The organism is Streptomyces venezuelae, from assembly GCF_008642375.1.
Taxonomy (GTDB): Bacteria; Actinomycetota; Actinomycetes; order Streptomycetales; family Streptomycetaceae; genus Streptomyces; species Streptomyces venezuelae_G.
Window position 1 is genome coordinate 2,587,820 of record NZ_CP029194.1, and the last position, 13,378, is coordinate 2,601,197.

The 13,378-nt window shown below is 72.2% G+C and carries 10 protein-coding genes; 3 read left to right on the forward strand and 7 right to left on the reverse strand.

The annotated features are described in order from the left end of the window. Positions 1 to 100 precede the first annotated feature (100 nt). Both DEJ46_RS11425 and DEJ46_RS11430 read right to left on the reverse strand, forming a co-directional pair. The gene (locus tag DEJ46_RS11425) at positions 101 to 3,982 is read right to left on the reverse strand and encodes an endo-alpha-N-acetylgalactosaminidase family protein (RefSeq protein WP_150265745.1); all 3,882 of its coding nucleotides are present in this window, start codon (positions 3,980 to 3,982) and stop codon (positions 101 to 103) included. A 152-nt stretch (positions 3,983 to 4,134) separates the two neighbouring features. After that, positions 4,135 to 4,644 (reverse strand): hypothetical protein, encoded by a 510-nt coding sequence (locus DEJ46_RS11430; RefSeq protein WP_150265747.1) that lies wholly within the window; start codon positions 4,642 to 4,644, stop codon positions 4,135 to 4,137. A 228-nt stretch (positions 4,645 to 4,872) separates the two neighbouring features. Here DEJ46_RS11430 and DEJ46_RS11435 point away from each other — a divergent pair, with 228 nt between their 5' ends. Further along, positions 4,873 to 5,484, forward strand: coding sequence for a YceI family protein (locus tag DEJ46_RS11435; protein WP_150274328.1), 612 nt, complete (start codon positions 4,873 to 4,875; stop codon positions 5,482 to 5,484). Between the two features lie 168 nt (positions 5,485 to 5,652). On the opposite strand, the gene DEJ46_RS11440 is transcribed toward DEJ46_RS11435, so the two are convergent. Together DEJ46_RS11440 and DEJ46_RS11445 are read right to left on the reverse strand one after the other, a co-directional pair. Further along, entirely contained in the window at positions 5,653 to 6,810 is a 1,158-nt protein-coding gene (locus DEJ46_RS11440) for a serine hydrolase domain-containing protein (RefSeq protein WP_150265749.1), read from the reverse strand. Positions 6,811 to 6,842: 32 nt separating this feature from the next. After that, positions 6,843 to 7,289 carry a DUF4267 domain-containing protein gene (locus DEJ46_RS11445; protein WP_150265751.1) on the reverse strand — a complete coding sequence of 149 codons (447 nt, stop codon included), beginning with the start codon at positions 7,287 to 7,289 and terminating at the stop codon, positions 6,843 to 6,845. A gap of 100 nt (positions 7,290 to 7,389) precedes the next feature. Here DEJ46_RS11445 and DEJ46_RS39100 point away from each other — a divergent pair, with 100 nt between their 5' ends. Next, positions 7,390 to 7,533, forward strand: coding sequence for a hypothetical protein (locus DEJ46_RS39100; RefSeq protein ID WP_190622577.1), 144 nt, complete (start codon positions 7,390 to 7,392; stop codon positions 7,531 to 7,533). A gap of 10 nt (positions 7,534 to 7,543) precedes the next feature. Next, positions 7,544 to 8,671, forward strand: a complete 1,128-nt coding sequence (dnaN, locus tag DEJ46_RS11450) for a DNA polymerase III subunit beta (RefSeq protein WP_150265753.1) — start codon at positions 7,544 to 7,546, stop codon at positions 8,669 to 8,671. Positions 8,672 to 8,707: 36 nt separating this feature from the next. Here dnaN and DEJ46_RS39105 read toward each other — a convergent pair whose 3' ends face one another. The 3 genes from DEJ46_RS39105 to DEJ46_RS11465 form a co-directional block, all read right to left on the reverse strand. Further along, positions 8,708 to 10,045: a hypothetical protein gene (locus DEJ46_RS39105; protein ID WP_190622579.1), complete on the reverse strand. Its 1,338-nt coding sequence runs from the start codon at positions 10,043 to 10,045 to the stop codon at positions 8,708 to 8,710. Between the two features lie 62 nt (positions 10,046 to 10,107). Continuing rightward, complete coding sequence (gene cimA, locus DEJ46_RS11460) at positions 10,108 to 11,739, reverse strand: citramalate synthase (protein ID WP_150265755.1); 1,632 nt, start codon at positions 11,737 to 11,739, stop codon at positions 10,108 to 10,110. 282 nt (positions 11,740 to 12,021) lie between these two features. Further along, positions 12,022 to 13,362 (reverse strand): MFS transporter, encoded by a 1,341-nt coding sequence (locus DEJ46_RS11465; RefSeq protein ID WP_150265757.1) that lies wholly within the window; start codon positions 13,360 to 13,362, stop codon positions 12,022 to 12,024. Between the last annotated feature and the right edge of the window lie 16 nt (positions 13,363 to 13,378).

Below are 13,378 nucleotides of genomic sequence, written 5' to 3' on the forward strand. Positions count from 1 at the left end.
TCGGCGCCTGGTGTAACACCGGTTTTCCGACGCAATCAATGAGCACGGCAGGGCTTGCGCCAAGGTGCGGCGAAAGCGCTTACTGCCTTCTCCAGTCCAGTCAGGGGGCGCAGTGGAAGCGGGCGTTCCCCCAGTCCGCGTGGTCGTTGCCGTTCCCGTCGCCGCCATCGCCTGCCACGAGCTCGACGTAGGAGGCGCCGGTGACGTCGGCGGTCAGCGACCAGGCGGTGTCGGTGGCCTTGAGGACCGGGGACTTCACCTTCTCCGTACCGTCCGCGAGGACGCTGAACTGGACGGTGCCCCGGCTGGTCTGGACGTCGTCGACCCCGACCTCGGCGGTGAGGGAGGTGCAGCGGCCGCCCAGGTAGTAGCGGACCTTTGCGGGGGCGTGGCTGCCGAGCCCCTTGGCGTACGTCACTCCCCCGATCCGCAGCGGGGAGCCGTCCCCGGTGCCGGTCTCGCCGTTGGAGAGGTCGCGCTCGACGGGGCCCCAGCCGTTGGTGGCGGAGGTCCAGTCGAGGTCGCTCGCCCAGCTGTCGGCGGTGGGCGGCGGGGGCAGGGTGCGGACGGTGGTGGCGGCGGTGAGCTTGCGGGCGCCTCCCCCGAGGTCGTACGTGACCTCGGCGCCGAGGGTGTACGGCCGGTAGGCGGCGTCCACGGGCGGGGTGACCCGCCAGGTGACGGTGGTCGTGCCGCCCGCCGCGACGGGGTCGAGGGCGACGGGCGCGGCCGGTTCGGCGGTCCAGCCCTCGGGGAGGGTGAGCGTGGCGCGGGCGCCGGTGACCGCGGCGGCCTCGTCGTTGCCGAAGGTCGCCCTGACCTCGTTGGCGCGGCCGGGCTCCAGGGTCTCCGGGGCGTCGACGGCGAGGGTGCCGCAGGCGGCCCGCTCGGCGGCCGGGCCGAGGTCGGTGACGGTGAAGGAGTCGAGGACGAAGTCGGCGCCGTCGGGGGCGTCGCCGCGCTTGCGGAGCCCGGTCCAGGTGTCGCCGCAGCCGGCCGTGACGGTCTCGGCGAAGTGCCCGGTGGTCCGCTGCTGCCCGATCGGGGTGCGGCGGGTCTCGACGGCCGGCCCGTCGCCGCTCGTCCGGTCGTAGCCGGTGACCCACTCGTACGCGCCGGCGTGGCTGGACTGGTAGTCGTACTCCACGCGGTAGCTGTGCCCGTCCTTCATCGGGACGGTCCAGGGCGCGGTCCGGTAGACGAGGCCGCTGTTCTCGTCGTGCGACTTGAGGGACTCGGCGCCGCCGATGACGTCGTCGATCGGCTTTCCGTTCCAGCCGGCCTGGGTGTACGGGGCGTGCAGCTGGGCGATGTGGGTGCGCGGGTCGGTCGTCCCGCCGGAGTCGCCCTTGAGGAAGGGGCCCCAGCCCTGGTCGACGGCCTCGAAGTCCTCGTACGCGGCGGCTCCGGCCTTCGTCGCCGGCGCGTTGGCCACGATCCGTACGTCGTCGATCCGGACGGTCGCCGCGCTGCCGCCCGCGGCCTCGATCCGCAGCGGGGCGGACCCGTCGGCGGGGGCGGTGAAGGTGACCTTGGCGCGCTGGAAGCGGGTGCCGTTCCAGTCGGAGGCGGCGACCCGGTCGTCGAGGGCGGAGCGCTCGACGGTGACGGTCCGCCCGGCGACGGAGAGAGTGGTGGGGCGGGTCCTGCCGCGCTCGACCTCGACGAGGGCGGAGGCGGTGTACCGCGCGCCGGGGGTGAGGCCGGTGATCCGCTGGCTCACGGAGGCCGTGGCCGCGCCGCCGAGCCTGGCGCTGTTGCGGCCCTGGGTGTCGGTGTCCCGGGTGACGGTGCCCGACGTGGCCCAGGCGCCGAGCCCGGCGTCGTTGAAGCCGGGGTCCTTCACCGGGGTGCCCTGGCCCCACTGCGCGGGGCGCTGCGCGGGGGCGCGGTCGGGGTAGAGGACGTAGGGCTGCCCGGCGACGGCGTCGAGGGTGATCCTCCCGCCGACGGGCCGCACGGTGCCGGTCTTCACCCGGCCGTTGTCGGTGAGCTTGTACACGGCGTACGAGCGGGGGCCGGCGGGGACGTCCCAACTCGTCGTGCCGCCGGACTTGTTGTAGTGGTAGAGCTTCTTGCCGTTGCTCCAGGGGAGCAGGTAGTTCTCGCCGTCGAGGACCTTGCGGCCGTTCTCGTGGAAGGTGCGGCTGCCGTTCTCGACGGTGCCGCGGACGCCGCCGGTGAAGGTGAGGTCGTTGCCGTTCCAGCGGGTGATCTTCTGCTGCTGGAGGTACTTGGCCGGGAGGTTGCGCTGCCAGATGTTGGCGGTGAAGTCGTTCCAGTCGGTCTCGCCGGTCCAGCCCTCGAAGTCGACGAGGGCGGTCTGGCCGAGGACCGGGTGGTTGTTCCAGACGTCCTTCTCGCCGTTGCGGATGAAGCGCACGATCTGCGAGTTGAGGCCCTTGTTGGTGGCGCCGCCGTAGTCGAGGTCGTTGGCCCAGTGGGACCAGAGGGAGGCCCGCTCGAACTTCTCGGACCACTCGGTGGCGACGTTCCAGCCCTGCGCCTGGACGGCCTGCATCGTCTTGTCGGCGATCCAGCCGTGCGTGTAGTAGACGTCGATGTAGAGGGTGGAGAGGTTGGGGTCGGTCTCGTCGCGCAGCTGCTTGAAGCGGCGGGCGAGGTCACCGCTGTTGATGTCCCTGCGCTGGTCGATGTAGTAGCTCTGGTTGAGCCAGTTCCAGCCGGGCTTGGTCTTGTCGACGAGGGTCTCGCTGAAGTTCTTCGCCTCCGGGTACGACTCGGTGGCGTTGACGTGGACGCCGAAGCCCGCGCCCCACTTCCGGCCTTCCTCGAGGAGGGTGTTGAGGTCGGCGAGGCCGCCGGCGCGCTTGTTGTAGTTGCCGCCGTAGTCCGGGTGGGCGGAGTCGTGGCCCTCGGAGCCGTACCCCTTGAGCAGCGCGAACTGGCCGAGCCCGTCGGTGGCGAGCGAGATCCGCTTGACGTCGTCGAGGGTGCGCAGGAAGGGGTGGGTGGCCTGGGACGCGAAGTTGAAGGGGATGTGCGCGACGACCCGGTCGGGGGTCTGCTCGCTGCCGGGCGCCTTGATCCCGATCGTACGGAAGGCGAGAGCGCCGTCCTGCCAGTCGGTGGCGCCGTCGGCGTTGGCGTCGGGGGTGACGACGACCTTGGCCCAGGGCAGGCCGTCGCCGCTCTCGGGCTGCGGGGCGCCCGCGCCCCGGTAGGTCCACTGGCCGGACCAGACGCCGACGCGGGTCTCCGTACCGCTCTTGCGGGCCTGGTGCCAGAAGCGGGCGCCGTCGCGGGCGGAGGCGCCTGCGGGCTTGTCGTAGCTGGAGTTGGACTCGACGGCGGCGGCCAGCTGCCCGGTGCTGACGATCGCGTAGCTCGCGCCGACCGGGTTCGCCTCGGCGGCGGTGGCGTCGGTGACCCGGGCGAAGACGTCGGCGGTGCGGGTGGAGTCGGGGTCGAGGCGGGTGAAGGCGGTGGCGGCGCCGTCGTCCGCCGAGCCCACGGAGACGAGGTCGTGGCCGGGGATGTCGAGCGTGCCGACGCGGAAGGCGTCGGTGTCGCGGACGGCGGTGACCCGGAAGGTGGTGGTCCGGCCCTCGACGCGCAGGCTCGCGTCGATCTCGACGCCGGGCAGGCCGGGGAAGACGAGGGTGTACGCGGCCGCGGAGGCGGTCAGGACGGGCGCGCCCTTGGCCTGGACGGCGTGGGGCGTGCCGTTGAGGACCACCTGCGTGACCGGGGCCGTACTGCCGAGGAGGCGGGCACCGGTCGCGCGGTCCGTGTACGAGAGGACGCGGGGGAAGTCCTCGGCGACGGCGACGGAGAGCCGGGCGGAGGCGATGACGGGGCCGGTGACGGGGGTGGTGGCCGGGACCGGGCCGGCCGCCCGGTCCGTGGCGGCGGTGACGGCGGCGTCGGCGAGGGCGGGCCCGGACAGGGCGAGCACGGTGGCCGAGGCCACCGCGAGCGCGCAGGCCGCACGGATTCTTCGCGAAGGGGGGAGGGACATGCGGACCAGTCAGCCGCGCCCCGGCGGCACCGTCAACGAGATCGCGCCGCGCGGGCCCCTCCAGTCCAAGAACCCCCTCCGGTTAGTCCAAGTGACGGCCGGAGGGGGCTCCTTGAGGGTGCTTCCGGTTGCTGGGGGGGGGCGGGGAACGGTCAGCAGCCGCCGCAGTTGTAGAAGGTCACGTCCCAGTGGTTGCCCTCGTCGGCGTAGACGTTGCCCGCGCCGGACCTCCACTGCGGAGCGCCGTCACCGCGTACGCCGATGTAGGTGAAGGTGTTCTTGATGTAGTTGCCGACGCACGTGTACTTGCTGAAGTCGAGCTTGTAGCCGTTCCAGTGGGAGTACGTGCCGCCCGCGTGCCCGGTCTCGGTGCCGCCGGTGATGTTGAGGGCGCAGCCGCTGGCGCTCCTGAGGGTCTGGGCGCCCTGGGCGGTGGCGAGGTTGAGCTGCTCGAAGGACGTGCACGTCGGGACGTTGCGGTTGGAGCAGTTGCCCGAGGACGACCAGGTGATGCCGGAGGAGCGGAACATCGAGGTCGCGGTGGCGTGGCTGATCTTGGTGACCGCGTGGGCGTCGGTGGCGGTGGAGAGGGCGCCGAAGCCGGGGGCGAAGAGGGCGCCGAGGACGAGGGCGAGTGCGGTGAGGACGGAGCGGAGCTTCACGGGGGTTCCTCCTGCTGGTGACCGTGACGGGTGGGGACGGCTGTGCAGGTGGTGCTCGTCGCGCAGGGAGATGGTGCCGCAGTTCTACGCGCGTCCGATAGAGGGCCTCGGGCGTCTTCCGGGGCCGTGCGGGTGAACTTCTTCCAGAGATGTTGAAACTTGAACGGAATAGGTCTACAGTCATTCTCGTTGAAGGTTCAACAAACACCGATCAAGGAGCTGTACGTCATGGGTCTCTTCAACCGCAAGAACAACGAGTCCGCCGTCGCCACCGCCACCCTCCCCGTGGACCCGGCCCTGGCCGCCCTGACCGGCGACTACAACATCGACCCGGCGCACAGCAGCATCGGATTCACCGTCCGTCACGCCATGGTCACCAACGTCCGCGGCACCTTCGCCGAGCACGAGGGCGCACTGAAGCTCGACGGTGCAAACCCGGGCGCCTCCACCGCCTCCATCGACGTCAAGATCGCCTCCATCGACACCGGCATCGGCGACCGTGACGGCCACCTGCGCAGCGGCGACTTCTTCGACGCCGAGCAGTTCCCGCTGATGACCTTCCGCTCCACGGAGGCCGCGCAGCTGGGCGGCGACAAGTACCGGATCACCGGCGACCTCACGATCAAGGACGTCACCAAGCCGCTCTCCATCGACCTGGAGTTCAACGGCACGGCCACCGACGTCTACGGCAACGAGCGCGTCGGCTTCGAGGGCTCGGCCGAGATCCTGCGCTCCGAGTGGGGCCTCACCTGGAACGCGGCCCTGGAGACCGGCGGCGTGATGGTCAGCGACAAGGTCAAGCTGAACTTCGACATCTCCGCGATCAAGAACGCCGCCTGACCCCGGACGCCCCTGGACGCCCCCGAGCGACCCGGGACGCCCGCGGACGACCCGGACGACCTTCCGGACACATGAGCGCGCCCGCCCTCCGCAGCAGCGGAAGGCGGGCGCTCGGCGTTCCGCGGCAGGGCCGGACGCCTTCTCCGGGGCGGGGACGAGCGGCCCGGGTCAGGCGGCCTTCGCCGCCGCCTCGACGACCGCCGGGACCAGCCGGTCGTTCTCGGCGGCGCCCGGGCCCGCCATGAAGCCGAAGCGGCGGCGGGCGTAGCTGTAGGCGAGGCCGGTAGCCGGGTCGGCGAAGGCCTGGGAGCCGGGGGCGCCGCTGTGGCCGACGGCGGCCGGACTCAGGGAGGGGTAGCGGGTGGCCAGCGGGACGAAACCGAGCCCGAAGGCGTTCTCCTGCCCGGTCACCAGGTCCTTGCCCGCCGAGTGGATGCGGGCGACCTCGGCCAGGGTGTCGGGCGCGAGGAGCGGGGGCCGGCCGTCGAGCTCGCCGGCGATCGCCGCGTACATCCGGGAGAGGCCGCGCGCGGTGCCGACCCCGCCGCCGGAGAGCGGCGCCCGCTCCCGCACCTCCCGGGAGTTGGCGTAGCCGACCATGTCGAAGGGCGGGTCGGCGTGGAAGTTGAACGCGATGGCCAGGAGGCTGTCCGGGGCGATCGGATTCGCCGCGAGGAACGCCTGCTCGGCGGGGGTGGGCAGCATCGGCAGGGCCGTACGGAAGCGCGGCTCCAGCGCCTCGGGCAGGCCGAGGTGGTAGTCGATGCCGTACGGGGCGCGGACCCGCTCCTCGTACAGCTCCTGGACCGACCGGCCGGTGGCCCGCAGGACCACCTCGCCGACCAGGGCGCCGATGACCAGGGCGTGGTAGCCGTGCCCGGTGTCCGGCTCCCAGTAGGGGCGCTGGCCCGCGAGGCGGGCGGCGATCAGGCGGTCGTCGGCGAGTTCCCCGGCCGAGAGGCCGCCGTCCGCGCCGATCACGCCGGAGCGGTGGGCGAGCAGCTGGCGGAGCGTGATCCGCTCCTTGCCCTCGGCGGCGAACTCGGGCCACCAGGAGGAGACCTCGCGGTCCAGGTCGAGGACGCCCTCCTGGACGAGCAGGGCGGCGATCAGGGCCATGACGCCCTTGGAGGAGGAGTAGAGCCCGAGCAGGGAGTCCCCGTCGACGCCGTCACCGCCCCAGAGGTCGACGACGAGCCGGCCGCGGTGGTGGACGGCGAGCTGCGCACCGCCGTCCCGCGCCTCGTGCGCGGCGACCTCCGCGAAGGCCTCTCGTACGGACTCGAATCCGGGTTCCACGGTGCCGAGGATGCGGACGTCGCTCATCGTGCTCTTCCCCCTGTGTGCTGTCGTCGCGGTCAGACGGTGGAACGCCGGAGGGCGGAATTCCCTTCCCGCACGGCCGAGTTCGCCTCGACCGCGTCCCGGGACGTCGCGAAGAGCAGGCCCGCGGCGAGGAGGACCACGACGCCGGTGGCCGCGTGGATGCCGAGCGCGGCGGCGTACGGGCCGCGGTGACCGAGGACGGCGAAGGCGTCCATGAAGGGGACGATCGCGAGGAGCAGCATCACCCAGGCCAGCGGGCGGCGCTTGCCGAGGGCCAGCAGGGTGAGCACGATCGCGCCGTTGGCGAAGTCGCGGCCCGCCTTGACCGTGAAGTACCCGGCGGCGTCGCCCTCGGGCCAGGACGGGATGCCGAAGCCGGCGGCCGCGGCTTCCGGGAGGAACAGGAAGTTGATGCCGAACCAGAGGCAGGCGAGGCCGAGGAGGACGGAGAGGACGTTCGCGACGCGGTGCAGGTTCATGGTTCCCCCAGAACATCGATCTAGCGTCTAGCGCCGCTAGGATTGACAGCAACGCTAGACCCGTCTCCGCCTCCTTGTCTAGCGGCGCTAGCGTTCTCGTGTGTCCGAGCACCGGCAGCGCCGAGAGCGCGAACGAGCCGAGCACCACCGCCTGATCGTGGACGCCGCGCTCGAGTTCGCCGCCGAGAACACCGAGAGACGTCTGAAACTGCTGGTCAACGCCATTGTCAGTGGCGGCACCTAGCGTCGGTGGCATGGAAATCCGTATCGACGGCGGTGTGTTGACCGATGCCGTGGCCTGGGCCGCGCGCGTCCTGCCGGCCCGTTCCCCGATGCCCGTCCTCGGCGGCCTGCTCCTGGAGGCGGCGGAGGGGCGGCTGAGGGTGTCCGGGCTCGACCACGAGGCCTCCGCGCGCGTCGAGGTCGAGGCCGACACGGGCGCCGAGGGCCGGGCGCTGGTCCTCGGCCGCCGGCTCCTCGACATCTGCAAGGTGCTGCCGCACGGGCCCGTGGAGCTCGCGGTGGAGGGCGGCCGCCTCGCGGTGACCTCGGGCGGCGCCCGCTTCGGCCTCTCCCTGCTGCCGCTCGACGACTACCCCGCCGCGCCCGCGCTGCCCGAGGTCCGCGGCCGGGTGGACGGGGACGCCTTCGCCGCGGCGGTCGGTCAGGTGGCCGTTGCGGCGGGCCGGGACGACTCGCTGCCGGTCCTGACCGGGATACGGCTCGCCCTGGACGGTTCGACGATGACGGTGGCGGCCACCGACCGCTACCGGTACGCGGTCCGCACGCTGGAGTGGTACCCGGACTTCGGCCTGGGAACGGCCACCCCGGGCGCGGAGCCCGGCGAGCCCGCCGACGTGGTCGTCCCCGCCCGTCGGCTGACCGAGATCGCCCGCTCCCTCGCGGGCGGCGGGCCGGCCCGTCTCGCGCTCGACTCCGGGTCGATCGGCTTCGAGAGCGGCGGCATGCGCACCACCACCCGGCTGCTGGACGGCCGGCTCCCCCGCCACGACAAGCTCTTCGCCCTCGGCGACCACGCCCTGGCGGTCACCGAGCGGTCGACGCTGACCGAGGCCGTCAAGCGGGTGGCGGTGGTCGCCGAGGGCGACAGCCCGGTCCAACTGACCTTCACCGGCTCGGGGGTCCACCTCCAGGCGGGGTACGAGGACGACGTGGCCTCCCAGCACCTGCCGGGCAGCCTCACCGGGGCGGACTCCATGACGGTCGCTTTCAACCCCGCCTACCTCCTGGACGCGCTGACCTCCCTCGACGCCGCCGAGGTCCGCTTCCACCTCCTCGGCCCGGGCCAGCGGGCCCTGCTCACCGATGCCGAGGAGCCGGCCCACCGACACCTGCTGATGTCGGTGAAGCCGCTGGTCTGATCACCCCGCTCGGCAGGTCGCGGCGTCACACCGCGGTCAGAATCCGCCACCGCCGTCGAATCCGCCGCCCCCGCCGAAGTCGCCGCCGCCGAAGCCGCCGCCCGATCCGAAGTCGCCGCCGCTGAAGTCGCCTCCGGAGAAGTCGCCGCCCCCGAAGTCACCGCCGCCGTACTCGGTGGCGTACGCGGGAGTGGCCAGTGCGGAGCCGAGCATCGTTCCCACGAGGAGGCCGGGGAGGAGGCCGCCGCCGAAGTAGCCGCCGGCCCAGGGGCCGTAGGCGGGGCCCGCCTCCCAGTAGGGGCGGCGGCCCGAGTCCGTCTCGACGGTGCGGGCGAGCGGGTCGTGGCCGTCGTCGAGGCGGGCGGCATCGGCCGCGCAGACCGGGACCTCGCGGGCGGCGCTGCCGGCCGGCCTCCAGGTGCGGTCCTCGGTGGAGGTGCCGTGGCGCGGGTCGAAGAAGCAGGGGGCACGCCGCTCGGGCAGCGGGCGGGACTCGCGGCGGGCGGCGAGGAGGGCGAGGGAGAAGCGGCCGTCGTCCAGGGCCTGGGTGACCCCGCGGACGTCGTGGGGATGGGCCGCGGAGGCCATGAGGGACTTGGCCTTGTCGTACGAGTCGAGGGCGCTTTCGTAGTCGCCGCGTCTGGCGTCGTCGGCGCCGGGCTCGGCGGGGTGGAAGTCGAGGCGTTCGAGCTCCTCGCCGAAGGCGGTGATGTCCTCGTCGACGACGACCCGCAGCTTGTCGAGGGCCTCCCGCTCCTCGGCCTCCTTGCGGAGCCGCTTGCGGCGGACGACGGCGTACGCGGCTCCGCCGCTCACGGCGACGACCGCGCCGAGGGTGACGAGTCCGGCGACGGGGACCCCGGAGTCGGAGGCGGCGGTGCCCCAGGAGGCGGGGGCGGAGCCGCGGAGGGCGGGGAGGGCCTGGTCGGCGAAGTTGTTCAGCTCGGTGGCCGCGTCGACGCCGGGCTGATGTACGGAGGTGACGAGGTTCTGTACGGCGGCCGGGGACATCACGGAGGGGTCGACTCCCGCGTCGAACCGCTCGCCGAGGCGCACCGCGTAGAGACCGGCCGCCCCGGTCTGGGCGCGCAGGTTGTCGATGAGGCCCTGCGGCGGGTATTCGGCGCTCGCCGGCAGGACGGCCATGAAGAGCGGCTTGTCCGCGTCCTTGATCTTCTGGGCGAGGGCGTCCGCCTCGGCCTGCGAGAGCTGGTCGGCGGCGCCCGGGTCGACGTACACCGGGCCCTGTTTCAGGGCGGCGGCCGCGTCGGAAATCCCCGCGGCCCTGGCGCCCACGGAGGGGGCCAGGGCCAGGAGCAGCAGGAGTATCAGCCCGGCGAGGGCCGACAGTGCGGTGAGCGGCCTGGTCCTCATGTATCGAAGCTACCCGAAATACCTGGAAGCTACCCGAACCAGGCGAAACGGAACACGGGGAACTACTCGGCGGGGTCGACCCCGGCCCGCAGCAGCCCGTACGTGAAGGCGTCCTCCAGGGCCTGCCAGGAGGCCGCGATCACGTTCTCGCCGACGCCGACCGTGGCCCACTCGCCGTGGCCGTCGCTGGTGGTGATCAGGACGCGGGTCGTGGACTCGGTGCCGTGGCGGCCCTCCAGGATGCGGACCTTGTAATCGACCAGCTCGAACTTGGCGAGCTGCGGGTAGATCCGCTCCAGGGCCACCCGCATCGCCAGGTCGAGGGCGTTGACCGGGCCGTTGCCCTCGGCGGTGGCGACGATCCGCTCGCCCTTGGCCCAGAGCTTCACGGTGGCCTCGTTGGCGTGGGTGCCGTCGGGGCGGTCCTCGACGATCGCCCGCCAGGACTCCGTACGGAAGTAGCGGCGGGCCCGGCCCTCGGCCTCCTCGCGGAGCAGCAGTTCGAAGGAGGCGTCGGCGGCCTCGTACGTGTATCCCTGGAGCTCGCGCTCCTTGACCCGCTCGACGACGCGGGCGACGAGGGCGCGGTCGTCGCCGAGGTCGACGCCGAGCTCCTTGCCCTTGAGTTCGATCGAGGCGCGGCCGGCCATGTCGGAGACGAGCATCCGCATGGTGTTGCCGACGAGCTCGGGGTCGATGTGCTGGTAGAGGTCGGGGTCGATCTTGATCGCGGAGGCGTGGAGACCGGCCTTGTGCGCGAAGGCGGAGACGCCGACGTACGGCTGGTGCGTGGAGGGCGTGAGGTTGACGACCTCGGCGATGGCGTGCGAGATCCGGGTCATCTCGGCGAGCGCGCCGTCGGGGAGGACCTTCTTGCCGTACTTGAGCTCCAGGGCCGCGACGACGGGGAAGAGGTTGGCGTTGCCGACCCGCTCGCCGTAGCCGTTGGCGGTGCACTGCACGTGGGTGGCGCCCGCGTCGACGGCGGCCAGGGTGTTGGCGACGGCGCAGCCGGTGTCGTCCTGGGCGTGGATGCCCAGGCGGGCGCCGGTGTCGGCGATGACGGTGGAGACGACGGCCTGGATCTGGGCGGGGAGCATGCCGCCGTTCGTGTCGCAGAGGATGACGACGTCGGCGCCCGCCTCGTGCGCGGAGCGGACGACGGCCTTGGCGTAGTCGGGGTTGGCCTTGTAGCCGTCGAAGAAGTGCTCCATGTCGACGAAGACCCGGCGGCCCTGGGAGGTCAGGTGGGCGACGGTGTCGCGGACCATCTCCAGGTTCTCCTCCAGCGTCGTGCGCAGCGCGAGCTCGACGTGCCGGTCGTGCGACTTGGCGACGAGGCAGATCACCGGGGCGCCGGAGTCGAGCAGCGCCTTGACCTGCGGGTCCTCGGCTGCGTTGCCGCCGGCCCTGCGGGTCGCGCCGAAGGCCACGAGCCGCGCGTTCTTGAACGTGATCTCCTGGCGGGCGCGGGCGAAGAACTCCGTGTCGCGCGGGTTGGCGCCGGGCCAGCCGCCCTCGATGAAGCCCACGCCGAAGTCGTCGAGGTGGCGCGCGATGGTCAGCTTGTCGGCGACCGTGAGGTTGATGCCCTCACGCTGCGCCCCGTCGCGCAGCGTCGTGTCGAAGACGTGGAAGCTGTCGTCGACATGGCGGTCGTCGAGGCGCGGGCTCTCGCCGTTCTCCGTGGTCATGACTGTGATGGCTCCTGTCGGATGTGGCTCCGGAAGGTCTGGATCCACTTGCCCCCATTCTCACGCGCTGTCCGCCTCCGGCATGGGTGGGGCCGGAAAACGAAAAAACCCCTCGCGGGTGCGAGAGGTCTGCGCGCGGGTCTGAGGCACGGTGTCCACTGCCGCGGGGGTTGTGCCGCGGTTCAGTGGCCACTGCGGACCGGCGCGCTGCTGCCGATAATCATCGTGGTAGCAAGCACGCCGGAAGTCTGACACAGGTGGGGGGCCGCCGGGACGACGGTCTCACGATACGGGCAGTTGATCCCGCTTCTGTCCGGGCAGGGTGCCGGGGCCGCCGGGGCCCGTGGCGCCGACCCGGCCGAGGTCGATGTCCCGGGTCTCCCGCATCACGAGGTAGACGACCAGGGAGACGGCCGCGCAGCCCGCCACGTACCAGGAGAAGCCGGACTCGATGCCGGCGTTCTTGAACCAGAGCGCCACGTACTCGGCGGTGCCGCCGAAGAGGGCGTTGGCGACGGCGTACGGGAGGGCGACGCCGAGGGCGCGGATGCCGGTCGGGAAGAGCTCGGCCTTCACGCAGGCGTTGATGGAGGTGTAGCCGGTGACGACGAGCAGCGCGAGCAGGGAGAGGCCGAGGGCCGGCCAGAAGGAGCCCGCGTGCTTCAGCATGGCGAGGATCGGCACGCTGAGGACGGTGGATCCGACCGCGAAGGTGATGAGGAGCGGGCGGCGGCCGATCCGGTCGGAGAGCCGGCCGGCCAGCGGCTGCAGGCAGGCGAAGACGATGAGGGCGCAGAAGGAGACCAGGGTCGCGGTCTGCTTGGGCAGTCCGGCGGAGTTGGAGAGGTACTTGGTGAGGTAGGTGGTGTACGTGTAGTAGGCCACGGTCCCGCCCATCGTGAGGGCGACCACGAGGAAGGCCTCGCGGCGGTGCGCCCAGAGCGCCTTGAGCGTGCCCTGCTCGCCGCTCGCGACCCCGTCGCCCGCGCTCTCCTCGTACACCTCCGTCTCCAGCATCGTTCGGCGCAGGTAGAAGACGACGGCCGCACCGAGGGCGCCGATGACGAAGGGGATGCGCCAGCCCCAGCCGTGCAGGGCCGCGTCGGACATCGTGCGCTGGAGGACGATCAGCAGGCCGAGGCCGAGGACCTGCCCCGCGGTCATCGACACGTACTGGAAGCTGGACGCGAAGCCGCGGTGCTCCGGCGCCGAGGCCTCCGTGAGGTAGGTGGCGCTGGCCGCGTATTCACCGCCGACCGAGAGGCCCTGGAGCAGGCGGGCGATCAGGAGGACGGCGGCGCCGCCGTAGCCGGCGACGGCGTAGGTGGGGGCCACGGCGATCAGGAGCGCCGAGGCGGACATCAGGGTGACGGTGAGGGTGAGCGCCGTCTTGCGGCCCTTGCGGTCGGCGACCCGGCCGAGGAGCCAGCCGCCGACGGGCCGCATGAAGAAGCCGACGGCGAAGATGCCGGCGGTGTTCATGAGTTTGGCGGTGTCGTTCCCCTCCGGGAAGAAGGATCCCGCGAAGTAGGTGGCGAAGCTCGCGTACACGAACCAGTCGAACCACTCGACCATGTTGCCGGCGGAACCGACCCAGATCTTCTTCCAGTGCTCTCGTCCCATGGACCGGAACCGTGCC

Coding starts and splice junctions, on each gene's coding strand:
- dnaN (WP_150265753.1), top strand. CDS start 7,544: ATGGAAATCCGTATCGACGGCGGTGTGTTGACCGATGCCGTGGCCTGG.
- DEJ46_RS39105 (WP_190622579.1), bottom strand. CDS start 10,045: ATGAGGACCAGGCCGCTCACCGCACTGTCGGCCCTCGCCGGGCTGATA.
- DEJ46_RS11445 (WP_150265751.1), bottom strand. CDS start 7,289: ATGAACCTGCACCGCGTCGCGAACGTCCTCTCCGTCCTCCTCGGCCTC.
- DEJ46_RS11440 (WP_150265749.1), bottom strand. CDS start 6,810: ATGAGCGACGTCCGCATCCTCGGCACCGTGGAACCCGGATTCGAGTCC.
- DEJ46_RS11425 (WP_150265745.1), bottom strand. CDS start 3,982: ATGTCCCTCCCCCCTTCGCGAAGAATCCGTGCGGCCTGCGCGCTCGCG.
- DEJ46_RS11465 (WP_150265757.1), bottom strand. CDS start 13,362: ATGGGACGAGAGCACTGGAAGAAGATCTGGGTCGGTTCCGCCGGCAAC.
- DEJ46_RS11435 (WP_150274328.1), top strand. CDS start 4,873: ATGGGTCTCTTCAACCGCAAGAACAACGAGTCCGCCGTCGCCACCGCC.
- cimA (WP_150265755.1), bottom strand. CDS start 11,739: ATGACCACGGAGAACGGCGAGAGCCCGCGCCTCGACGACCGCCATGTC.